This is a genomic window from Sodaliphilus pleomorphus (assembly GCF_009676955.1).
GTDB lineage: Bacteria > Bacteroidota > Bacteroidia > Bacteroidales > Muribaculaceae > Sodaliphilus > Sodaliphilus pleomorphus.
In genome coordinates this window covers 818,873-842,034 of the sequence record NZ_CP045696.1, presented here as the reverse complement: position 1 = coordinate 842,034, position 23,162 = coordinate 818,873, and the positions used below count along the sequence as shown (strand labels likewise).

At 56.5% G+C, this 23,162-nt stretch carries 23 protein-coding genes; 15 read left to right on the top strand and 8 right to left on the bottom strand.

Annotated features, from left to right (window positions below):
• Positions 1-15 precede the first annotated feature (15 nt).
• Together dut and GF423_RS03445 are read right to left on the bottom strand one after the other, a co-directional pair.
• Positions 16-450 carry a dUTP diphosphatase gene (dut, locus tag GF423_RS03450; protein WP_154328967.1) on the bottom strand — a complete coding sequence of 145 codons (435 nt, stop codon included), beginning with the start codon at positions 448-450 and terminating at the stop codon, positions 16-18.
• Between the two features lie 270 nt (positions 451-720).
• Complete coding sequence (locus GF423_RS03445; RefSeq protein ID WP_154327066.1) at positions 721-1,299, bottom strand: DJ-1 family glyoxalase III; 579 nt, start codon at positions 1,297-1,299, stop codon at positions 721-723.
• A gap of 186 nt (positions 1,300-1,485) precedes the next feature.
• Here GF423_RS03445 and tamL point away from each other — a divergent pair, with 186 nt between their 5' ends.
• The 9 genes from tamL (at position 1,486) to fabG (ending at position 11,900) form a co-directional block, all read left to right on the top strand.
• A complete protein-coding gene (tamL, locus tag GF423_RS03440) occupies positions 1,486-3,861 on the top strand; it encodes a translocation and assembly module lipoprotein TamL (RefSeq protein WP_235911768.1) in 2,376 nt (791 codons plus the stop codon).
• A gap of 106 nt (positions 3,862-3,967) precedes the next feature.
• The gene (locus GF423_RS03435) at positions 3,968-4,639 is read left to right on the top strand and encodes an HAD family hydrolase (protein WP_154327065.1); all 672 of its coding nucleotides are present in this window, start codon (positions 3,968-3,970) and stop codon (positions 4,637-4,639) included.
• Positions 4,640-5,211: 572 nt separating this feature from the next.
• Positions 5,212-5,682 carry a transcription elongation factor GreA gene (gene greA / locus GF423_RS03430; RefSeq protein ID WP_154327064.1) on the top strand — a complete coding sequence of 157 codons (471 nt, stop codon included), beginning with the start codon at positions 5,212-5,214 and terminating at the stop codon, positions 5,680-5,682.
• A gap of 54 nt (positions 5,683-5,736) precedes the next feature.
• Positions 5,737-6,135 (top strand): HIT family protein, encoded by a 399-nt coding sequence (locus tag GF423_RS03425; protein WP_154327063.1) that lies wholly within the window; start codon positions 5,737-5,739, stop codon positions 6,133-6,135.
• A gap of 145 nt (positions 6,136-6,280) precedes the next feature.
• Positions 6,281-6,958, top strand: a complete 678-nt coding sequence (locus tag GF423_RS03420; RefSeq protein ID WP_154327062.1) for a 2-C-methyl-D-erythritol 4-phosphate cytidylyltransferase — start codon at positions 6,281-6,283, stop codon at positions 6,956-6,958.
• Entirely contained in the window at positions 6,951-9,050 is a 2,100-nt protein-coding gene (gene recG / locus GF423_RS03415; RefSeq protein WP_154327061.1) for an ATP-dependent DNA helicase RecG, read from the top strand. The genes GF423_RS03420 and recG overlap by 8 nt, the downstream gene beginning before the upstream one ends.
• Before the next feature lie 389 nt (positions 9,051-9,439).
• A complete protein-coding gene (locus tag GF423_RS14245; RefSeq protein ID WP_154327060.1) occupies positions 9,440-10,213 on the top strand; it encodes a M23 family metallopeptidase in 774 nt (257 codons plus the stop codon).
• 272 nt (positions 10,214-10,485) lie between these two features.
• Entirely contained in the window at positions 10,486-11,106 is a 621-nt protein-coding gene (locus GF423_RS03405; RefSeq protein ID WP_154327059.1) for a TetR/AcrR family transcriptional regulator, read from the top strand.
• 47 nt (positions 11,107-11,153) lie between these two features.
• On the top strand, positions 11,154-11,900 hold the full coding sequence (gene fabG / locus GF423_RS03400; RefSeq protein ID WP_154327058.1) for a 3-oxoacyl-[acyl-carrier-protein] reductase: 747 nt from the start codon (positions 11,154-11,156) through the stop codon (positions 11,898-11,900).
• Positions 11,901-12,040: 140 nt separating this feature from the next.
• Here the strand turns inward: fabG and GF423_RS03395 are convergent, their stop codons facing one another.
• Both GF423_RS03395 and GF423_RS03390 read right to left on the bottom strand, forming a co-directional pair.
• Entirely contained in the window at positions 12,041-12,313 is a 273-nt protein-coding gene (locus tag GF423_RS03395) for a hypothetical protein (RefSeq protein WP_154327057.1), read from the bottom strand.
• Positions 12,314-12,431: 118 nt separating this feature from the next.
• Complete coding sequence (locus tag GF423_RS03390; RefSeq protein WP_154327056.1) at positions 12,432-12,878, bottom strand: DUF695 domain-containing protein; 447 nt, start codon at positions 12,876-12,878, stop codon at positions 12,432-12,434.
• Between the two features lie 146 nt (positions 12,879-13,024).
• Here GF423_RS03390 and GF423_RS03385 point away from each other — a divergent pair, with 146 nt between their 5' ends.
• On the top strand, positions 13,025-14,179 hold the full coding sequence (locus GF423_RS03385) for a DNA recombination protein RmuC (protein ID WP_154327055.1): 1,155 nt from the start codon (positions 13,025-13,027) through the stop codon (positions 14,177-14,179).
• Between the two features lie 29 nt (positions 14,180-14,208).
• Here the strand turns inward: GF423_RS03385 and serB are convergent, their stop codons facing one another.
• Entirely contained in the window at positions 14,209-15,459 is a 1,251-nt protein-coding gene (serB, locus tag GF423_RS03380) for a phosphoserine phosphatase SerB (RefSeq protein WP_154327054.1), read from the bottom strand.
• Positions 15,460-15,998: 539 nt separating this feature from the next.
• Here serB and GF423_RS03375 point away from each other — a divergent pair.
• The 4 genes from GF423_RS03375 (at position 15,999) to GF423_RS03360 (ending at position 19,781) form a co-directional block, all read left to right on the top strand.
• A complete protein-coding gene (locus GF423_RS03375) occupies positions 15,999-16,478 on the top strand; it encodes a TlpA family protein disulfide reductase (RefSeq protein ID WP_154327053.1) in 480 nt (159 codons plus the stop codon).
• 286 nt (positions 16,479-16,764) lie between these two features.
• The gene (locus GF423_RS03370; RefSeq protein WP_154327052.1) at positions 16,765-17,880 is read left to right on the top strand and encodes an ABC transporter substrate-binding protein; all 1,116 of its coding nucleotides are present in this window, start codon (positions 16,765-16,767) and stop codon (positions 17,878-17,880) included.
• Positions 17,880-18,923 carry an iron chelate uptake ABC transporter family permease subunit gene (locus GF423_RS03365; protein ID WP_154327051.1) on the top strand — a complete coding sequence of 348 codons (1,044 nt, stop codon included), beginning with the start codon at positions 17,880-17,882 and terminating at the stop codon, positions 18,921-18,923. Before GF423_RS03370 ends, GF423_RS03365 begins: the two co-directional genes overlap by 1 nt.
• Before the next feature lie 75 nt (positions 18,924-18,998).
• Positions 18,999-19,781, top strand: a complete 783-nt coding sequence (locus GF423_RS03360; protein WP_154327050.1) for an ABC transporter ATP-binding protein — start codon at positions 18,999-19,001, stop codon at positions 19,779-19,781.
• A 30-nt stretch (positions 19,782-19,811) separates the two neighbouring features.
• Here GF423_RS03360 and GF423_RS03355 read toward each other — a convergent pair whose 3' ends face one another.
• The 3 genes from GF423_RS03355 to GF423_RS03345 all read right to left on the bottom strand — a co-directional run bounded on the left by GF423_RS03355 (position 19,812) and on the right by GF423_RS03345 (position 21,962).
• Positions 19,812-20,387 (bottom strand): sugar O-acetyltransferase, encoded by a 576-nt coding sequence (locus GF423_RS03355; protein WP_154327049.1) that lies wholly within the window; start codon positions 20,385-20,387, stop codon positions 19,812-19,814.
• A 206-nt stretch (positions 20,388-20,593) separates the two neighbouring features.
• Positions 20,594-21,226 (bottom strand): outer membrane beta-barrel protein, encoded by a 633-nt coding sequence (locus tag GF423_RS03350; protein WP_154327048.1) that lies wholly within the window; start codon positions 21,224-21,226, stop codon positions 20,594-20,596.
• Positions 21,227-21,344: 118 nt separating this feature from the next.
• The gene (locus GF423_RS03345) at positions 21,345-21,962 is read right to left on the bottom strand and encodes a porin family protein (RefSeq protein ID WP_154327047.1); all 618 of its coding nucleotides are present in this window, start codon (positions 21,960-21,962) and stop codon (positions 21,345-21,347) included.
• Positions 21,963-22,115: 153 nt separating this feature from the next.
• Between GF423_RS03345 and GF423_RS03340 the strand changes: the two genes are divergently transcribed.
• A complete protein-coding gene (locus GF423_RS03340) occupies positions 22,116-23,147 on the top strand; it encodes an FAD:protein FMN transferase (protein WP_154327046.1) in 1,032 nt (343 codons plus the stop codon).
• Positions 23,148-23,162: the final 15 nt, after the last annotated feature.

Below are 23,162 nucleotides of genomic sequence, written 5' to 3'. Positions count from 1 at the left end.
ATGCGCGTGCAGGCGCTACTTGGTGCCCGTGTGCCCAAAGCCGCCGGCGCCGCGCTGGGTGCTGTCGAGGGTGTCGACGGCCTCCCAGTCGACGGCCTCGTGACGTGCCACCACCATCTGGCACAGGCGCTCGCCGTTTTCGATCGTCTGTGGCTCGTTGCTCAGGTTCACCACAATCACGCCTATCTCGCCGCGATAGTCGGCATCGATGGTGCCGGGGGTGTTGAGCAGGGTGAGGCCGCGCTTCAAGGCCATGCCGCTGCGGGGGCGCAGCTGGCACTCGTAGCCCTGGGGCAAGGCAATTGAAATACCGGTGGGGATGAGCTTGCGCTCGAGGGGCTGCAGCGTGACAGGAGCTGTGAGCCAGGCGCGCAGGTCCATGCCAGCGCTCTGCTCGGTGCTGTAGGCGGGCAGGGCGTTGGGACTCTTGTTTACGATTTTTACTTGTATCTTTGTCATTGTTTCTCTTTATGATTGAACGGCAGTGTGCCGCCTTTGGCTTGCGAAATTACTAATTTCCCCACAATCTCGCAAACGGCGGCACGGCCTGTTGCAGCACTCGGTGCCGCAGGGTGACCCTTGTGCAAGCACACGTCACGCACCGTGATTCTTTTTTCTGCCCGAGCCTCCGGCAGTAGGGCAGCAGCCACCACGAGGAGCCGCTTGCCAGTCGCTGCAGGCTCCTCGTGGCATGTGATGCTGTGTTGCGCGGGCTGCGAGCTAAAAGTAGAACTCGTAGTGGCCCTCGTAGAGAAGCATGCCCTCGGCCACGCGTCGTGCCACATCCTCGCCCACCGAGTGAGCCACGATGGCCAGGGCAAACGGGTTGGCTGCCGACGGGCCGTTGCCGGTGATGATGTTGCCGTCGATGGCCACGGGTTTGGAATACTCCACCCGGGCGCCCTTCATGCCGGCCTCCATGCCAGGATAGCACACTGCCTCGCGGCCCTCGAGCAGCCCCAGCGGGCCCAGCACCACTGCTGGCGAGGCGCATATGGCGGCCACCTTGCCGCCAGCCTGTGCCTGTGCTTTCAGTGCCTGGTTGAGGGGCTCGCAGGCAGCCAGGTTGCTGGCTCCCGGCATGCCGCCGGGGCAAATGAGCCACTCAGCGTGCCCCAGGTCAACATCGGCAATGAGGGCATCGGCCTTCACGGCCACCTGGTGAGCACCTGTCACCATGGCGCTGCTGGTGATTGATACAGTGACGACGGGCATTCCTGCGCGTCGCATGACGTCGACTGTGGTGAGTGCCTCGATTTCCTCGAAACCGTCGGCCAAAAACAAATAAGACTGTTTCATGGGCGTGTAAAGATCTTTTTTTTGAGTTATTATATTATGTGTTGGTGCCAGGGCCGCTGGGCCGAGGCTTGTTGCTTCTCTCATTTTAGTTCAATTGCTAAAGTAAACATTAATTTTGAAATACATGTAAAATGAATGTATTATTTTTGCCATGTGCCCAAAAAATGGCGTAAATTTGCACCGCAATTGAAAAAAAAAGGAAGTCGCGACAAGATGAATGTGTCCAAGTTTAAACGCATGTCACTGCTGGCGGCAGCGCTCATCGTGCTGCTGCTCGGGGGCTTGTCGTGCTCCTCGACCAAGCATGTGCCCCAAGGGCAGTACTTGCTCGACAACGTGACGCTGCGCATCGTCGACAAGGAAAACAAGAACTCGGAGGTGAGCACCTACGAGCTCGTCAACTACTTGCGCCAAACCGAAAACCACAAGGTGCTGGGCGGCCTCAAGCTGCAGCTGGCCATGTACAACCTGAGCGGCAAGGACTCGACCAAGTGGTTCAACCGCTGGGTGCAGCGCGTGGGCACCCCTCCAGTAATCTACGACTCCACGCTCACGGCGGCCAGTGTGAGCCAGCTGCAGATGGCTCTGGTCAACAAGGGCTACATGAACAACAGCGTCACCAGCCAGGTCGAGCGCAATGCCAAAAAGAAAAAGGTGAGAGTGACCTACAACATACGCCTCAACGCCCCCTACTATGTGCGCTCGATTGCCTACAACATTCCCAACGACACCCTGCGCAGCCTCATTGTGGCCGACTCCACACTTTTCCCCATAAGGCAAAACTCGGTCTTCGACCACAACAAGCTCGACAGCGAGCGGCAACTCATCACCGAGCGCTTGCGCGACCAGGGGTACTATGCCTTCAGCAAGGAGTACATAGGCTTCTATGCCGACACGGCCGCCGGCAGCCGCGCCGTCGACCTCACGCTCAACGTGCTGCCTCCGCGGCAGCTCGCCCGCGTGCCTGGCTACAACAGCCACAAGCAGTTCTATGTGCGCAGTGTCACCTTTGTCACCCACTACGATCCAGTCACCATGCAAGACAACAACTTCTACGGCGACACGACTGAGTATCGCGGCTGCACCTACATCACCGACCCCACCGACAACTACCTGCGTCGACACCTGCTCGACGAGTGCTGCTACATCGTGCCCGGCCGGCTCTACAATGCTGCCGACGTCAACAAGACCTATCGGGCGCTGGGACGCCTGGGCATCCTGAAATTTGTCAACATCACCACGCAGCTCGTGGGCGAGGTCGACGGCAAGATGTGGGTCGATACCTATGTGCTGCTCACCCGCGACAAGAAGCAGTCGGTGTCATTCTCGCTCGAGGGCACCAACTCGGAGGGCGACCTGGGCTTCGGCGTGGGCGCCGACTATCAGCACCGCAACATCTTCAACGGCTCCGAGGTGCTCAATGCCAAGTTCAAGGCCAGCTACGAGAGCATATCGGGCAACATCAACGGCCTCATCAACGACAACTACTCTGAGTATCTGGCCGAGCTGGGCATCACCTTCCCCAAGTTTGTGGCCCCGTTTCTCAAGAAGAGCTTTAAGCAGCGCGTGCAGGCCAGCACCGACTTCTCCACCAACTTCGACTACCAGGCACGTCCCGAGTACACGCGCGTGATTGCCGGCGCCGGCTGGAAATATATATGGAGTGAGAAGCAGAACCTCACGCGCCACACCTTCAACATTGTCGACCTGAGCTATGTGTATCTGCCCAAGAGCAAGGGCGGATTTCTTGACAGCATCTCCAACCCCTTGTTGCGATACTCCTACGAGGACCACTTGATCATGCGCATGGGCTACAGCTTCTATCACACCAACAAGCGCGAGCTCACCCCCCTGGCCTCGAGCCAGCAGCAAAATATCTACACGGTGCGCGCCTCGGCCGAGGTGGCTGGCAACCTGCTCTATGCCATCTCCAAAATCTCGGGCCAAAGACACGACCAGGACGAGGCCTACAAGGTGCTGGGCACCCGCTATGCACAATATGTGAAAGCACAGGCCGACTATGCATTCACCCACAACCTGAACTCGCGCAACCAGCTGGCCTGGCATGTGGGCGGCGGCCTGCTTGTGCCCTACGGCAACTCTACCATAGCCCCGTTTGAGAAACGCTTCTATGCCGGCGGTGCCAACGATGTGCGCGGCTGGGGCGTGCGCACTCTGGGACCCGGCAGCTTCACCTCGAGCAACTCGGTGAACGGCTTCATCTACCAGTGCGGCGATATCCACCTGGTGGCCAATGTGGAGCTGCGCAGCAAGCTGTTCTGGCTCATCGAGGGCGCAGTCTTTGTCGACGCCGGCAATATATGGACCATCAAGAAGTATCCCGACCAGCAGGGAGGCGTGTTCAGGTTCAATAAGTTTCTGGAGCAGATCGCCTTGGCCTACGGCGTGGGCATAAGGCTCAACTTCAACTACTTCCTGGTGCGGCTCGACATGGGCATGAAGGCCCACAACCCCGCCTCGGGCGAGCGGCACTGGCCACTTGTGCACCCCAGCTTCAACCGCGATGCCGAGTTCCACTTCTCGGTGGGCTACCCCTTCTGAGCCGTGGCTCATAAGGCCGGTGGCAGGGGGTGTGTGTGTTACGGCCACACTGTTGCAAAAAACAATACACGAGACATTTAAAATATATTCACACGTTTTTTTGACGATGAAAAAGAAATTAGTGATTTTTGATTTAGACGGCACGCTGCTCAACACCATCGAGGACTTGGGCAACGCGGCCAATTATGCTTTGCACAAGAATGGCTATGCCACCCACAGCATGGCCTCCTATCCTTTCTTTGTGGGCAATGGCGTGCGACGCCTCATCGAGCGCGTGCTGCCCGAGGACCGGCGCGACATCGAAACTGTGGAACGCCTGCTCAAGGACTTCAAGGAATACTACAACGAGCATCTCACCGATTGCACCAAGCCCTATCCCGGCATCGAAGACATGCTGCTGGGCCTGCGCGCCAAGGGCGTGAAGGTGGCGGTGGCCAGCAACAAGTACCAGGCTGCTGCCGAGCGCATCGTGGCCCACTACTATGGCAATGTTGACTTTGCAGCTGTCGAGGGTCAGAAGGAGGGCGTCAAGACCAAACCCGACCCCTCCATCGTGTTTGGCATCCTGGCCAAGACCAAGGTGGCCAAGGCCGATGTGCTCTATGTGGGCGATTCGGGTGTCGACATGGAGACGGCCCGCCGCGCTTGTGTCGACTCGGCTGGCGTGACTTGGGGCTTCCGCCCCGAGAAGGAGCTCATCGAGTACCATGCAGGCACTATAGTCAACAGCCCTGACCAAATTCTCAGCCTGGTCGAAACGGGGCTCCCGCTCGGTTGAGCCTTGCCGGCACCGGCATGGCTGAAACACACTGGCAGCAATGGGAAAAAATAAAAAGCAATTCTCGGTCAAGAATTGCTTTTTAGGTCAATAGGTACAAATTAATTAAGGTAAAAAGATTGTTTCTCGGTTTCGCAGGCAAAGTAAAGTGTTTATTTTGCAATATGCAAATCTATATTTATGTTATAAAACATGTTTTGACAACTTTGCTTTGCGAAACAGAGGGGCGATGTGTATTTAATGTATTGATAATTAGTGTATTTTGTCGACTTCTGTTGCTGCCTTTCGGCGTGTGTTAAATAGTGTTAACGGCGCTTTTTTTCGTTATTTCTGCTGGGCCGCCATGGTGCGTGTGAGTTACATGTTTTCACCAAATGACCCGATGCACTACTGTAATTGTAACCGATAAGTTAATTATATTGAAAAGTCGGTGTTTTGCCCAATCATAAATTTGAAAGACGGAAAAGAGTTGCTACCTTTGCATTGTTGAAAATAACGAATTAATGGCACGAGGAGTCTCAGACTTTAATGAGATTCTTCTTGTTTTTACTAATGACTAAACAGTTTTTACCATGGCTATTAGCTACATGACTCAAGAAGGCTACGACAAGAAAATGGCCGAGCTCAACCGTCTGGAAAACGTGGAGCGCCCCGATGTTGTCAAGGCTATCCAGGAGGCACGCGAGAAAGGCGACCTCTCGGAGAACGCAGAATATGACGCCGCCAAGGAGCGTCAAGGAATGCTGGAGGCTAAGATTTCTGAACTCAAGAATCTGGTTGCAACGGCTCGCATCATCGACCAGAGCAAGCTGCAGACCGATGAGGTGCAACTCATGAACAAGGTGACCATCAAGAATATCAAGAACAACGCCAAGATGACCTACACAATCGTGAGCGAGACCGAGGCCGACCTCAAGGCTGGCAAGATCTCGATCACCACCCCCATCGCCAAAGGCCTGCTCGGCCACAAGAAGGGCGACGTGGTCGATGTGAAGGTGCCTGCCGGCACAATGAAGTTTGAAATCATCGATATCGGCCTGTAACGGCCGGCATTCAACAAAGATTGCATTACTTTTTAAATTATTGTATTTAGATATATGGCATCGATATTCAGCAAAATCGTGGCAGGTGAGATGCCCAGCTACAAGTGTGCCGAGAGTGAGCACTACTATGCCTTTCTCGACATCAACCCCGTGAATGCTGGCCACACGCTTGTGATACCCAAGCACGAGGTGAACTACCTGTTTGACCTCGACAACGACGAGTATGTGGGCCTGTGGCAGTTTGCCAAGAAGGTGGCCCAGGCGCTCAAGGCCGCAGTGCCCTGCAAGCGCATAGGCGTGGCTGTGCTCGGCCTGGAAGTGCCCCATTGCCACATCCACCTGGTGCCGCTCAATGCAGAGAGCGACATGGACTTCCACAACAAGAAGCAACTGCCGGCACAGCAGATGCAGGAAATTGCCGACCGCGTCTACGCCGAGTTCCAGAAACTGTGACTCTTGCCACAGGGGCCCTCTTGTGCCTCTCGGCAGGTATAGCAACGGGCGTCTCGCCAGCCTTCGGGCTCGGGACGCCTGTTGTTGTACCGGTAGGGGGGGGCTGCGTGATATGTGAAAAATTTTCCTTACATTTGTGCTTGTGATGAAACGATATGCGATAATTGTGGCAGGCGGCAGCGGCACGCGATTTGGCGCGCCGGTGCCCAAGCAGTTTGTGCCCCTTGAGGGCCGCCCCGTGCTCATGCGCACCATCGACCAGTTTCACCAGGCAGGCAACGTCGAGATACTGCTCGTGCTGCCAGCCTCGCAGCAGCGCTACTGGCACGAGTTGTGCAGGCAGCACAACTTCGATACACCCCACGCTGTGGTGCAGGGAGGCGACAGCCGCTTCCAGAGCGTGAAAAACGCCCTTGCCGTGATGCACCCTGAGCCAGGCGACCTGGTAGCCGTGCACGACGGCGTGCGCCCGCTGGTGAGCGTTGAGCTCATCGGCAAGATTTATCAGGCTGCAGCCAGCAGCGGGGCGGCAGTGCCCGTCACGCCCGTCACCGACTCGGTGCGGCAACTCGACGGCCGCGGCTCGTCGCAGGCCTTGCCGCGAGCCAGCCTGCGTGCAGTGCAGACGCCCCAGGCCTTCGACGCCCTGCAGCTCAAGCGCGACTACGATGTGCCTTGCGACCCGTTTTTCACCGACGATGCTTCGGTGTGGGAGCGGGCTGGTGGCCAGGTCACCCTTGTTGAAGGCGAAATAACCAACATCAAAATCACTCACCCGGTCGACATCGTTGTCGCCCAACACCTGCTTCACCCGCATGACTGACCTCTCTCGTCTCGACATCAAGTACCTGAAAGGCGTGGGCCCGAAGCGTGCAGCCTTGCTTGCCACCGAGCTCGGCATAAGCAGCTACTACGACTTGCTCTACGATTTCCCTTTCCGCTACATCGACCGCAGCCAGGTCTACACCATTTCCAGCCTGCAGGGCGACTCACTGCCCAGCATGCAGTTCAAGGGGCGCTTCATCTCGTTCACCACCCATGGCGAGGGCCGCAAGCGCCGCCTGCAGGCACTGTTCACCGATGGCACCGGCACTATCGAGATGGTGTGGTTCAACCGTGTAAAGAGCCTGCTTGAAACCTACAAGACCGGCGTCGAGTACATCGTCTTCGGCCAGCCCAAGCTGTTCAAAAACACCTACAGCATCATCCATCCCGAGGTGGATGTGTACAAGCCCGAGACTGCGCCCCGGGGGCTCGTGGGCGTGTACAACCTCACCGAGAAGCTGCGCAACCACTACTTCACCTCACGCACCTTGCAGAAGTTGGTGGCCGCCATGCTGCAGGCCGTCGACGTGGGCAGCCTGCCCGACCCCCTGCCCCCCAGGCTGCGGGCCCGCCGCGGCTTGCTCTCGCTGGGCGAGGCCCTGCGCAACATCCATCTGCCCGCCAGCGTCGAGCTCATGCAGCGTGCCCAGCTGCGCTTCAAGTATGAAGAGCTGTTTTTCCTCGAGCTCAACATCATCAAGAACGTCAAGGGGCGCAATGCCAAGTTGCCCGGCTTTGTGTTTTCACACATAGGCGACTGCTTCAACGGCTTCTACGAGCGCGGACTGCGCTTCCCGCTCACCGGGGCCCAGAAACGCGTCATCAAGGAGATAAGGGCCGATTTGGGCTCGGGCCGCCAAATGAACCGCCTGCTGCAGGGCGATGTGGGCAGCGGCAAGACCATCGTGGCTTTCATGACCATGCTCATCGCCCTCGACAACGGCTTCCAGGCCTGCATCATGGCCCCCACCGAGATACTGGCCACTCAGCACTACGAGTCGATAAGCGAGATGGCCAGCGTGATAGGCGTGCACGTGGGCCTGCTCACCGGCAGCACGGGCAAGAAAGAACGCGACCGCCTGCATGCCGCTTTGCTCGACGGCTCCCTGCAGATTCTGATAGGCACCCATGCCCTCATCGAAGACACGGTGCAATTTCGCAACCTGGGCCTGGCCGTCATCGACGAGCAACACCGCTTCGGTGTGGTGCAGCGCTCCCGCTTGTGGAAGAAAAACTCCACCCCGCCTCATGTGCTGGTGATGACCGCCACCCCCATACCGCGCACGCTGAGCATGACCGTGTATGGCGACCTCGATGTCTCGGTCATCGACGAGCTGCCTCCTGGCCGCAAACCCGTGACCACGCGCATGCGCTACGAGAGCGACCGCCAGCAGGTGTACCACTTCTTGGGCACCGAGCTGCGCCAGGGACGTCAGGCCTACATCGTGTATCCGCTCATCGAGTCGACCGAGAAGACCGACCTGCACGACTTGATCAATGGCTACGAGGCGGTGAGCCAGGAGTTTCCGCACTACAGAGTGGTGTATGTGCACGGCAAGATGAAGCCCAAGGAAAAACAGCACCAAATGGAGCTCTTCGTGAGCGGTCAGGCCCAGATTCTCGTGGCCACCACCGTCATCGAGGTGGGCGTGAATGTGCCCAACGCCAGCGTGATGATCATTGAGAATGCCGAGCGTTTTGGCCTCTCGCAGCTGCACCAGTTGCGCGGCAGGGTGGGGCGAGGGGCCGATCAGAGCTATTGCATATTGATGACCAAGCACCAGATTGCCGGCGACACGCGCAAGCGCCTCGAGGTGATGGTGCAAAGCAACGACGGCTTCAAGATAGCCGAGGAAGACATGAAGCTGCGCGGCCCCGGCGACATGGAAGGCACGCAGCAGAGTGGTGTCGCTTTCAACCTCAAGCTCACCAACCTTGCCACCGACGGCCCTATCGTGGAGATGGCACGCAACGATGCCATGGCCGTGCTCGATGCCGACCCCGCACTGCAGGGCCAAGAGGGGCGCCGGCTCGATGAGCACATGCACTTTTTGCGTGGCCAGCAGGCCGACTGGAGCCTCATCAGCTGAGTTGAAAAAATTGCACACTTTCGGCTTTTTGTGCTGATTTTAAGGTTTTTAAGATTGTTTGGAATTTGTTGTGGAACAATAGATATAGTGTGTAACATCCTGAAAAGTAGCACGTTGTAATATTTATATTAAGATAAGAGTACAAAAGTTTACATATTTTAGCGGGCGCTTTCTTGCGTTGAAAAAAATATTTTTCTACTTTTGGACGTTAGAAATTTGAAAATAGTTGGTAAACTAGAAGAATTTCGGAGCATTTGGTTACTTTTGACTACTATTTTCGGCATTTTTCTCATCTTTGGGGGAAAAGTGATTGCATGAGCTCCTATACGTGAAATTGAAGTTCCTCTCTCGTCGTGATGCACATTGAGGAGCTATAAATTGTGTTTTTAATGAGTTTAAATAAGTTTGCAAAGGTTTTCGGCGCAGCCCTTGTCATGGCTACTGCAACATTTTCTACTACGGCTACGGCCCAGAATTTACAATCGGTATCGAGCTACCGCAAAGCTCACAGCGACATGCTTGCCAAGCAATCGCGCATCAAGGACCAGATACGCCTCGAGGAGGCACAAAAATATGCTCAAGACCTCTACGGAGAAGATGAGCCCGAACCCGATATTTACACCGAAGGCTGGGAAAGCGGCCTGGTGAACCCCTACAAAGACATGCACGTGCCCTACAGCAAGCGCATCGACGTGCGCCACTACAGCTTGCCGGTCAAGGGCCACTATGTGACCTCGCACTACGGCTACCGCCCGCGCTTCGGCCGCTCGCACAAGGGCGTTGACCTGCGCGCAGCCATAGGCGACACCGTGCGCGCCGCCTTCAGCGGCCGCGTGCGCCTCACCAAGTATGAGCGTGGCGGCTACGGCTTCTATGTGATCGTGCGCCACGAGAACGGGCTCGAGACCGTGTACGGCCACCTGTCGCGCTTCCTGGTCAAGCCCAACCAGTATGTCAAGGTGGGCCAGCCCATCGCCTTGAGCGGAAACACGGGCCGCAGCACGGGTCCTCACCTGCACTTCGAGACCCGTTACATGGGCTATGCCATCAATCCCGAGGCCATCTTCGACTTTGTCAACCACGTGACGGTGACCGACAACTACACTTTCACCAAGGATACCTACATGGACGCCCGCAGCAACAGCTCGCGCGCCAGCCGGTAAATAAATGCGCCATTTAGCTCTCGATTGAGAGCATTGAAGATATTCTCCCGTTACACACACACGGCCGGGCTCTACTGTTGCTGCTCGGCCGTGTGTGTGTCATCTCCTCTCTCCCTTTCTCTCCCTGTGGCCGGTGCTGTGGCCGGTGTGAAGTTTTGTTATAAATTGCGCAAAAAGGTAATTTCGCACTGTAAATTTGGCAGTTACCTGTAAAATGAGTAATTTAGCACAATTAAACGCACAATGTGCATTTTTTTTGGCACTGAAAAAAGATGGTATCACGCACTCGAGAGAAATTGATTGACGTCGCACGTCAGCTTTTTGCACATAAGGGAGTTGAGAATACAACGATGAACGATATCGCGTCGGCAAGCGACAAGGGCCGGCGCACTATCTACACTTATTTCAAGAGCAAGACCGAGATATTCAATGCAGTGGTCAACCGCGAGGCCGCTATCATCGTCGACCGCCTGGCCGAGCTGCCCGACATGCCACTGCCCCCCGAGGAGAAACTCATGAATTTCGTCTTCATGCGCTTTGAGGCCGTGAAAGAGGTGGTGAGCCGCAACGGCTCGCTCAAGGCCAGCTTCTTTCTCGATGTGCGCCGTGTCGACCGCATACGCCGTGTGAATGCTCCCAAGGAGATCATCATCCTCAAACAGATACTCAAGGAGGGCGTCGACGCCGGCATCTTCCGCATCAAGCACATCGACAAGGCTGCCGAGATACTCTTGATGGCTATGCAGGGCCTCGACGTGCACTATATAAGAAACAGCTTTGAGGACATAGGCGTGAGCAGGCTCAAGCTGCGCACCTATCTGCAAGACTTCATCATGAACGGCATCAAAGACCACCACGAGGGCACGCCCCTGAACAACGACAATAGAATTTGACAACAATATATATATAATCAACGAACTAAATTTTTTTTAATCACAAGATGAAATTACTTGAAGGAAAAGTTGCCTTGATCACCGGTGCTGCACGCGGCATTGGCAAGGCTATCGCACTGAAGTTTGCCAGCGAGGGCGCCGACGTCGCCTTCACCGACCTCGTGATCGACGAGAACGGCAAGGCTACCGAGCAGGAAATTGCTGCTCTTGGTGTAAAGGTGAAAGGCTATGCCAGCAATGCAGCAAAGTTTGACGAGACCGAGCAGGTCGTGAACCAGGTGAAGGCCGATTTCGGCCACATCGACATCCTGGTCAACAACGCCGGCATCACCAAAGATGCCCTCATGCTCAAGATGACCGAGGCCATGTGGGACGCCGTGATTGCAGTCAACCTCAAGAGTGCATTCAACTTCATCCATGCTGTCACTCCCATCATGAGTCGCCAGCGTGGCGGCAGCATCATCAACATGTCGTCGGTGGTGGGCGTGCACGGCAATGCTGGCCAGTGCAACTATGCCGCCTCCAAGGCCGGCCTCATCTCGCTGGCCAAGAGCATCAGCCAGGAGATGGGTCGTCGTGGCATTCGTGCCAACGCCATTGCCCCAGGCTTTATCGACACGGCCATGACCGAGGCCCTGCCCGAGAACATACGCAAGGAGTGGGTAGAGCGCATTCCGCTGCGCCGTGCCGGCACCGTCGACGACATTGCCAACGTGGCTACTTTCCTGGCCAGCGACATGTCGAGCTATGTGGCCGGACAGGTGATACAAGTCGATGGCGGCATGAACATGTAGCCCTCGCTGTGGTTGCCCCCCCATTAGGAGGAGGCAGCTGTGCCGCTTGTGCGAAACAACACACTGAGACCGAGCGCGTCTGCAATAGAGTAGCGTCTCGGTCTCAGTTTTTTTCTCTCTCAGGGCTTTGCGACAAGTTGCTACAACTCTATCTCGCGGCCGCTCACGGCATTCAGGAGCCAGATCACGATAAATGCAAGCACGGCAAATACCAGAATTACAAAGATGATGTTGGCACTGCGCGAACCCTCGATTTCGTCAAGGTCGTCCTCGTCTTCGGTCGTCTCGTGGGTAGAGCCGTCGGCATTGTGTGTCACCTTCTTGTGCTTGTGATGGCTGAAGATGGCTGTGATCAAGCCTGCCATGGCTCCTATTCCCAGAGAAATCAGTATCCACAAGTAAATTTGTTTCATAGGCAATCGTTTTTGTTTTTATTTAGTTTCCAAGCATTGTCTCGTTGTCGTTGTCGCGGGGTGTGGGGCGGTGGGCCCTCTTGCGCTCTGCCCAAGGCGCACAGTGGCTGCAAGAGGCTCAGTCGCTGCTGTCGACCTCGGCCTGGCACATCTCGCGGTACTCCTCCCACCCGGGGTCGTCATAGGCATGAAACTCCAGTGGCAGCGCCTCGAAGCCCGACAAGGCCTCGTTGAGCTTGCGCTGGAAGATGTTGAGGCTGCGGCAGTAAAACACCCAGTCGCGCTTGCCGTCGCCCGTGTAGATGCCCGTGACCACTGCCACGGGGTCGTGCCCGAAGGTGTCGTCGATGGCATCTTGCACGGCCTCCATCGTCTTGGAGTCGTCGATACCGGGCATGCCGGTGGCATCGGGCACATAGGGCCATGTCATCTCAATGCGGTACACATACTTTCCCGTGTCGATCACATTCTGCAGCCCCTTGCGGCCCGTCACCATGATCAGGTTGCCGTTGTCGGCCTCGGCAGGGGCCGTCCACCACTCGTCGCTTATGTTGAGTTTGGCCATGATTTTACAGCTGTTTTTTTCTTGCTATAAAAATAGGGTATTTTATCATGATTTGCAATTTTTGCCCCTTGTTTTTCTGTGTTGTGCCCAAAAATTGTTAATTTTGACTCACCATTTATTACACACACACATTTTTTTTTTCGGCTATGACAGCAACTATCATCACTATCGTTTCTCTCGCCCTGGCTATCGCGCTGGGCTACATGCTGCTCCAGGCTCGGGAGACCAACGCCCGCCTTGGCGAGCAGGTGCGCATTCTTGGGCAGGAGCAGGCTCGCCTGCACGACCAGTCGCTACTCGTGTTCAAAGACGCGGCCTCGCAGCTTCTCGCCCAGCAGGGCCATGCCATGAAAGATGCCAACGAGCAGCGCCTCAACGACATCTTGAATCCCTTTAAAAACAACCTCGACGCCCTCAGGGCCACCATCGAGGCCTACAAGTCGCAGCAGGGCCGCGACACCGCCGCCTTGCAGCAGCAAATCAAGGACTTGAGCGACGTGAACCGCAGCGTCGGCAAGGAGGCTCGAGAGCTCACCCAGGCCCTGCGCGGCGACAGCAAGGTGCAAGGCGACTGGGGCGAGCTGGTGCTTAAGCAGATACTCGACCTCTCGGGCCTGGAGGAAGGGCTGAACTATGAGGTGCAGGTCACCCGCGACGACAATGGCGAGATTCTGAAAAACGACCAGGGAGGCCGCTTGCGGCCCGATGTGATTTTCAACTTGCCCGACAAGAAGCGCCTGGTCATCGATTCCAAGGTCTCGCTCACGGCCTACACCGACTATGTGAACGCTGGCGACGAGAACCTGCGGCAGGCCGCCCTGAAGCGCCACCTCGCCTCGGTGCGCAAGCATGTCGACGAACTTGACGGCAAGTCCTACCAGCGCTGGGTGAAGAACTCGGCCGACTTTGTGATGATGTTCATCCCTAACGAGCCAGCCTACTTGCTGGCCATGAGTGCCGACAGCGACCTGTGGGCCTATGCCTTCCAGCGGCAGGTGGTGATTGTGAGCCCCACCCACCTCATCTCGGTGGTGCGGCTCATCGACCAGCTGTGGAGCCGTGACCGCCAAACCAAGAACGCGCTTGACATTGCCGAGGAGGCGGGCAAGATGATCGACAAGTTCTCCGACTTTGTAAAAGACCTGAAAAATATCGACAAGGCCTTGCAGAGTGCACAGAAGGCCTATGACGACGCCTCGAAGAAGCTGAGTGAGGGCCGAGGCAATCTCATGGGCCGTATCCAGAAAATCAGCGACATGGGGGCCAAGGCTACCAAGCAATTGCCCTCGATCGACGACTGACGGTGAGGGCCTGGGCGCTTGCCTTGAGCCTATTCTTTCATGTAGGAATCCTTGAAGCCCAGGAAGTAGAGCACGCCGTCGATGCCTATGGTCGAGATGCTCTGCTGGGCGTTGGCCTTCACCTTGGGCTTGGCGTGAAAGGCGATGCCCAGGCCTGCTGTCTTGAGCATGGGCAGATCGTTGGCCCCGTCGCCCACGGCGATGGTCTGGGCAATGTTCACGTGCTCGGCCTGTGCCAGGAAGCGCAGTAGCTCGGCCTTGCGGCTGCCGTCGACAATGTCGCCCACATATCGGCCGGTGAGCCGGCCGTCGGGCCCAATCTCGAGCTCGTTGGCATACACGTAGTCGATGCCGTATTTCGCTTTCATGTAGTTGCCGAAGTAGGTGAATCCGCCCGACAAGATGGCAATCTTGTAGCCAGTGCGCTTGAGCGCGCTCATGAGCCGGTCTACGCCCTCGGTGATGGGCAAGTGCTCGGCAATGTCTTTCATCACGCTGGCGTCGAGCCCCTTGAGCAGGGACACTCGCCGGGTGAAACTCTCCTTGAAGTCGATTTCTCCACGCATGGCGCTGGCCGTGATGGCGCTCACCTTGTCGCCCACGCCGGCGCGGCGGGCCAGCTCGTCGATGCACTCGGTCTGTATCAGGGTCGAGTCCATGTCGAAGCATATGAGGCGCCGGCAACGGCGGTACATGTTGTCTTCCTGCAGCGAGATGTCGAAGCCTAGCTCGTTGCTCAGCCGCATGAACTCGGCCTGCATGGCCTCTTTGTGGGCCGGTGTGCCGCGCACCGAAAACTCGATGCACGAGCGCCGCGGCACGCCGTAGCGCTTGGCGTCTTCGGCCGCATCGTCGAGCGAGGGCCGCCCAGTGAGCCGCCTTATCGAGTCGATATTGAGCCCTTGCCTGGCCACAATGCCGCTTATGGCCGAGATTTGCTCGGCAGTGATGACCCTGCCCAGCATGGTGATGATGTAGCGGTTTTTGCCCTGCAGAGCCACCCAGCCGTTGTACTCGTCGATGGTGATGGGGGTGTAGTGTATCTCTACGCCCATCTCGCTCGACTTGAAGAAGAGCTCCTTCATGATCTCGCCGCTCAGCTTGCTTGTGGTGAGAAACATGATGCCCAGCGAGAGGGTGTGGTGTATGTCGGCCTGTCCGATGTCGAGTATGGTCGACCCGAAGTTTCCCAGTATCTTGGTCAGGGCCGAGGTCACGCCTGGCTTGTCGTGGCCCGAGATGTTGATGAGAATGATTTCTTGGTCGGTGCGTTCAGTCATTATTTTTCCCTTTTAAGTGATCTTTTGTTACAAAATTAGGCATAATATTTGACCTGTGAGGCATAAATTGACACTTTTTTGTCGTGAGTCATCTTTGCTGGTTTTAACACTTGGCGGCAATGCCCTGTTGTGTTAAAAATGAGTACTGCCGTGACTGGGCTCAACCAGCTGTGAGCGCTGTGGCTGTGCGTTGTTTAACATTTTAAGTTAAAATGAATATGATTTTAAATTATACCTAAATTTGTGATATTTTCAAAGCTCTATATTTCAGTAATTTATAAATTTTTAAGGTAGTTGTATTTTGCCGGTTTTGGTTCTTTTGCTATCTTTGCACCCGTAAAAGCACGATGGAAGGTGCTTTATTCAAAAGCAATCCAGTTTTTTTTTTATTGTCACTTGTCACACCATGCACCTTCCCCATCGATGTGCCACATGGGCGTTGAAGCCTGGGGCACCTGTTGTGAGAAGTGAGGTCGCCCGTCCTGCTTGGGGCAGGGAAGCAAGGCGATCGTGAAAGTTTATAGAAAATGAGAAAAAGTATGAAGAAGTCACCCATTATTGTGGTGAGTTTATTATTGTTGTTGGTTTTCTTTGGTTCGTCAAGCAGCGGTGTCGAGACCGAGGCCCGTATAGGGCTGCAAGCGCCCAACTTTGCTGTGAGCAACGGGGAGGTCACTGCCCAGTTGCAAAACTGCCGAGGCCGGTATGTTGTGGTTACGTTTTGGTCTTCGGTCGACCCCGAGTCGCGCATGGCCAATATCGTGCACGACCGTGTGGCAGCCGGCAACGCACGCCTGGCCCACATTGCGGTCAACTACGACAGCAGCGAGGGCGTGTACCGCGAGCTTGTGAAACTCGACAGCCTCGATGGCGATACACAATTCTATGGCAACACCATCCAGGGCCGGGCATTGCTTGCAGCTTGGCACCAAGAGACAGGCTACAGCTCTTTTCTCATCGACCCTCAGGGCCGCATTGTAGCCAAAAATCCCACTGAGGCGATGCTCAAGCGCATTTAGCCGTTTCTGTTTCCTTATTAAATCAATCACGCGGCGTCTTGGCAATGTAAAGATCAAAAGGCGAGCTTTTGATTTTGCATTGCGCTCGACTTGCAGTAATTTTGGATAAATCACGCGGCGTCTCGGCAATGTAAAGATCAAAAGGCGAGCTTCCCCGATTTTGCATTGCGCTCGACTTGCAGTAATTTTGGATAAATCACGCGGCGTCTTGGCAATGTAAAGATCAAAAGGCGAGCTTCCTCGATTTTGCATTTTGCTCGACTTGCAGTAATTTTGCAAGTAGAATATGAAACACTCTGCAATTTTACAGCATGTGGCTGTCGCCTTGCTGCTGGCAATGATGCTTGTGTCGTGCAATCGCGGCAGCAACGCGGCCCGCAACAACGACCGCCAGGCCAGCCTGCTGGTCATGACGCAAAAGAGAGGCTATCTCAAGGTTGAAATCAAGGACCCGTGGCACAACGGCAAGTTGCTGCACACCTATCTGCTTGTGCCTCGCGACTCGGTAGTGCCCCGCGACCTGCCTGCAGGCACCGTGGTGCGCACCCCTGTGAGGCGAGCCCTCGTCTATAGCGAGGTACACACGAGCGTAATGCGCGAGCTGGGCGGCTTTGAGGCTGTGAAGGGGGTGTGCGATGCCAATTACTTCACCGACCCCGAGGTGCTGGCCCGTGTGAAGCACGGCGCGATTGCCGACTGCGGCAGCAGCAGTGCTCCCAGCATCGAGCGCGTGATTGCCATGAAGCCCGACGCTATACTGCTGTCGCCCTATCAGGACGCCACCTATGGCCAGGTCGAGAAACTGGGCATTCCCTTGATTGAGTGTGCCGACTATCTTGAGTATTCTCCCCTGGGCCGTGCCGAGTGGGCACGCTTCTACGGTGCCTTGCTGGGCAGCGAGGAGCGCGGCGACAGCCTCTACCGAGCGGTGAGGGGGCGCTACGATGCCATTGTGGCGCGCACCCAAAAAGCCACTTCTCACCCCAGTGTGATTACCGAGATGGTGATAAGCGGCGTGTGGAGTGTGCCAGGCGGCAACAGCTACATGGCCCGTGTCATCAAGGATGCGGGCGGCTCCTATCCCTGGAGCGACGACAAGAGCACCGGGTCGCTCTCGCTCGATTTCGACCAGGTGCTTGCCAAGGCTCAGAATGCCGACTTCTGGTTTATCAAGTGGACGGGCATCAACACGCTGGCCCAGTTGCAGGCGCAATATGACCTGAACAAGAATTTCAAGGCTTTCAAGACACGTCGAGTGTGGGTGTGCGACACGGGCGAGAGCCACTTCTTTGTGCGCATTCCGTTCCATCCCGACGTGTTGCTCCACGAGCTGGCCGCTGTGTTGCACCCCGAGCTCTTCCCGGGCTACAGGCATGAGTATTACCATCATCTCGACCGCTGATGCACAAACTACATTCTTCCCATCGATACACCCTGGCCGTGTGCGGCCTTGCGCTATTGCTGCTGGCTCTGGCAGCTGCCTGCCTGCTGGTGGGCAGTGTCGACATCGATGCCGGCGCTGTGCTCTCGATTCTCTCGGGGCATGGCAGCGGCAACGAGGCCTGGGATGTGATTGTCGTGCAGTCGCGTGTGCCCACCATTGCCACGGCGGCGCTGGCGGGAGCGGCGCTCTCGGTATCGGGGCTGCTGTTGCAGACTACCTTCAACAACCCCCTGGCCGGACCGTCGATTCTGGGCGTCTCTACGGGTGCCGGGCTGGGCGTGGCCATCGTGATGCTTGCCATGGGCGGCACCATGGGCGGCCTGCTGGGGGAGACGGCCGCAGGCTATGTGGCAACGCTTGTGGGCGCCCTTCTCGGGGCTGGTGCAGTGCTGGCCTTGCTGGTTGCCTTCTCGGCTGTGGTGCACAGCGACACGATGCTGCTCATCATTGGCATTCTGGTGAGCTACCTGGCCTCGAGTGTGATCTCGCTGCTCAACTCGCTGGCCAGCGAGCAAGGCGTGCACAGCTATGTGACCTGGGGCTTTGGCAACTTCTCGGGCGTCGCGCTCTCCCAGCTGCCTGTATATGCCTCGGTAGTGCTTGCGGGCCTGGCCGCCTCGATGCTCATGGTGAAGCCGCTCAACGCCATGCTGCTGGGGGCGCGTTATGCCCAAAACTTGGGCGTGAACACACACCGCGTGCGCATCGAGCTGCTGCTCATCACGGGTGTGCTCACGGCCGTGGTCACTGCATTTTGCGGTCCCATCGGGTTCCTGGGGCTGGTGGTGCCGCACCTGGCACGTCTCATGCTCTCGACCAGCAATCACAGCAGGCTCCTGCCCGTGACTATCCTGGCCGGGGCCGACACGGCCTTGCTGTGTGCCTTGCTCAGCACTGGCTTCGGGCATGTGATACCGCTCAATGCCATCACGCCCATCATAGGCGTGCCGGTCATCATCTACATCCTGCTCAATCGCCGCAAGATACAATATTTCAACTGAACGGATGGGGCAGGAGGCCTCCTGGGTGGGCAACCATAGTCATTAAAGCAATTGAGAGAAGAAAAAAATAGAAATATGACAGCATTGTATGCTACCCACAATCTTGCAGTGGGCTATGTGCATGGCAAGCACACCACCACGCTGCTCTCGGGGCTCAACTTGAGCATCGAGCGCGGACAGCTGGTGGCCTTGTTGGGCCAGAACGGCGCCGGCAAGTCGACACTGCTGCGTGCGCTCACCTGTGCCTCGCGGCCGCTTGAGGGGTGGATTGAGGTGGACGGGCGTAACCTGGGCGGCATCTCGCTGCGTGAGCGCAGCCGTCTCATAGGCCTGGTGACTACCGACCGCATTCAGGCTGGAGCCTTGACGGTGACCGAGCTGGTGGCCTTGGGCCGCCAGCCTCACACGGGCTTCTTGGGCCGCCTCGACGACGACGACCGCGCGATTGTGGCACAGGCCATAGCGAGTGTTGGCATCACGGCCAAGGCGCAGAGCTATGTGGCCCAGTTGAGCGACGGCGAGCGACAGAAGGCCATGATAGCCCGGGCGCTGGCACAGCACACGCCCATCATCGTGCTCGACGAGCCCACAGCCTTTCTCGATGCCGCCAGCCGCATCGAGACGATGCAGTTGCTCGCCTCGCTGGCCCACGAGCAGCACAAGGCCGTTGTGCTCTCTACCCACGACATCTCGCGCAGCCTGTTGCTCACCGACCAGCTGTGGCTCATCACCCGCGACCGCCAGGTGCTGGCAGGGCCCACACGCGCGATGGTGCACAGCAGCGCCATGGACCGTGTGTTCTCAAGCCCGCATGTTGTCTTCAACCAGGAGCATTGCGACTATGAGCCGCAGCACTGACGATGGCCTCCCCCTTTTTTGAATGTCTCCTTAATGAATCTTGCGCATTGGCCGGCAGGGATTGCCCACGGCAAGCACGCCAGCCGGGATGTCGTGCACCACGATACTGCCTGCTCCTATCACTGTGTTGTCGCCTATCGTCACACCCGGCATCACGTGCACGCCGGCTCCCATCCACACGTTGTTGCCCACGGTGATGGGCAGTGAGTATTCCATTCCGGCATTGCGCCGATCCACGTCGAGCGGGTGCCCTGCTGTGTAGAGGCCGCAGTTGGGCGCAATATACACGTGGTCGCCTATTTTCACCTTGGCCTCGTCGAGAATCACAAGATTGAAGTTGGCAAAGAAATCCTCGCCTATCTCGATGTTGAACCCGTAGTCGCAGTAAAACGGCTGGTTGATTTTGAAGCGCTTGCCCGTCTTGCCCAGCAAGCCGCGCAGCAACGCCTCGCGCTCGGCAACCTGGCTGGGACGCAGCAGGTGGTTGTATTCCCAGCACTTCTCGCTCGTGGCCTCGAGCAAGGGCAGCAGCTGGTCGTTGTAGTTGGCGTCGTAGAGCTGCCCCGACATCATTTTCTCGATTTCAATTTCAAGTTGTGTCTTCATATTATAGGCAAAGTTAGGTTTTTTTTCTTTTTGATAATCACTACAGCGAAGCATGGGGTACAAAAAAATGGGGCTACACGTCATCGCGACGCACGACCCCACACATTGAATCAACTTCAGTTAGAGTGTTATTGCTGCAAATTTAGTCTTTTTTTTATAATTTGCAAGCAATTTTATTTTCTGTTTTTGTGCAAAAGTGCACAGCCTTACTTCAAAAAGTAGGTGACATTGCAAAACCACGAGCGATTCTTGGCATCGTTCTCGTCGAGCAGCTTGGTCTTGAGTGAGCTGCCTATGCTGAACTGGTAGCCGGCCTTGACCTGCACCTTGTTGAAGAGCTCGCAACCCAGCCCGAAGTGCAGGCTTGCGCTCACCTTCTGGTAGCTCAGCTGGTCGGCACACTTGTTGTGCCCTGCCAAGAAGGAAATCGTGGGTCCCACAAACACCATGGGCATGATGGTGTTTTCCACGCCATTCAAGTTGTGATACTTAAACTTGAGGTTAAGCGGCACGTCGATGTAGTGCAGCGAGCACGTCTCGGTGCCGGCACCCTGGCTTGCCCACACCTTTTTGTCGCCCAGGTGCAGCTTGCCCTGGCGCAGCGAGTAGAGCACCGAGCCATCGACGCCGAAGCCTATGCCGGGCACCATGAGCTCGCCCGTCAAGCCGGCCTGGCCGCCTATCATGCGGTCGCTCTTGAAGATGTCGCCTTGCTTGAAGTGGATCTCATTGTAGTTGATGCCTATGGTGGGACCCCAGCGCGTCTCGGCGCTGGCGGCCAGGCTTGAGCCCAATGCCAGGATTGTGGAAAGAAGGAGTGCGATGCCTGTTTTAGTCATTTTTTTCTGTGATTTTGTTGCAAAGCTAAAACAAAATATCAATACGCGCAAGCATTGACTTTGTCTTTAACTTCCAGTAACGCTCCCTTGTGCGTGGCGCGCGTGAGCACTGGTGAAACTAAAAGAAATAGGCAGCTGCAATGGTCCAGCACTTGTCCTTGCCTGTCACCTTGGGATACTTGTCGCGGTCGACGCCCACATATTCAAAGGCCTTGGTCATGCCGGCGCTGTAGGTGACCGATACTTGCAGCTTGTGCACCAGCTCCACACCGGCACCCAGGTCGAGCGAGAGCGCCATGTCTTTGTCTTTAAACGAGTTGCCCTTGTCGTTGGAATTGGTGAGGAAGGCAAAGTTGGGGCCCACAAACAGGAAAGGCACTGCCACCTTCTCGAGCACTGGCAAGCCCAGCTTGTACTTGGCATGAATGGGCACCTCGATGTAGTTGCGCTTGTAGCTGGTGCCGTTGGGGTCGTCGGTGTAGAGCTCGCTGGTGCGGTGCGTGTATTGCACAGCGCCGTCAAAGGCAAGGCCTATCACAGGCACCTGCAGCTCGGCGGTCACGCCGGCAGTCCAGCCCAGATAGTTCTTGTTGTCGAGCACATCCTTGTTAAATTTCATGTCGTTGATGCCCATGCCGGCTTTCACGCCAAAGCGCAACTGGCCCGCAGCGGGCGTGGCTGTGGCCAGTAGAGCGACGGCCAGCACTACCATGTAGCTTAATGTCTTTTTAATCATAGTTTTGTTCCTTTAAATGCCACAAAAGTAAGAAAAAACTCGAAATAAGTGCTTATAAATTGAATAAAATGACTTCATAAGCCATAAAAAACGTTAACTTTGTGACGTGAAATAGTCACTCTCTATTTTGTTTTATCTCTATTTAAAATCGACATGAACGACAAGATCATCTCTTCGCGCCGCTACTGGGCTGTGATAGCAGCTGTGGTGGTGGGAGTTGCCGTGTTAGTTTTCTATCGCCCGCAAGTGAAGCACTACATGAGCGACCAGGGCGTGGTGTGGACTACCGACTACCATGTGACCTACGAGGCCTCGCACAACATGAGCGACTCGATACAGCGCGTGTTTGACCTCATCGACAACAGCGCCTCGGTGTTCAATCCCCGCTCGCTGGTGTCGCGCATCAACCAGAACAAGACCGACCGGCTCGACAGCTGCCTGATGCGCATGTACCGCACTGCACTGGCGGTGAACAAGGCCACCGGTGGCGCCTACGACCCCACGGTGATGCCCCTGGTCAATGCCTGGGGCTTCGGCTACAAGAGGGGGCAGCTCCCCGACAAGAAGATGATCGACAGCCTGCTCCACATCGTGGGCATAGGCAAGACGCGCATCGAGGCTGGCAGGCTGGTCAAGAGCGACCCTCGCATCCAGTTTGACTTCAGCTCTATCGCCAAGGGCCTGGCCTGCGACGAGGTGGGGCGTGCCCTTGAGCGTGGCGGCGCTGCCAGCTACATGGTCGAGATAGGCGGCGAGATCGCCTGCAAGGGGCACAATGCCCAGGGCGAGAAGTGGCACGTGTCGATCGACATGCCCATCGAGGACAATGCACGTGTCGAGCACCAGCCGGCACTGGTCATTGCTCTCGACGGCGGCGGTGTGGCCACAAGCGGCAACTACCGCAAGTACAAGGAAGTGGCCGGCAAGAAGGTGTCGCACATCGTGAATCCCATCACAGGCTACAGCAGCGAGAGCGACCTGCTCAGCGTCACCATCGTGGCCCCCGACTGCATGACGGCCGATGCCTGGGCCACAGCCTGCATGGTGATGGGCACTGCCCGAACTCGCCAGCTCATGGAGGGCAATCGCCACCTGGGCGTGATGACCATCAGTGCCGATGCCCAGGGCAACTATGTGGTGTGGAGCAACAAGCGCTTTGCCAGCTTGGTAACCAGTCAACAATGAAACGATAAATATCCT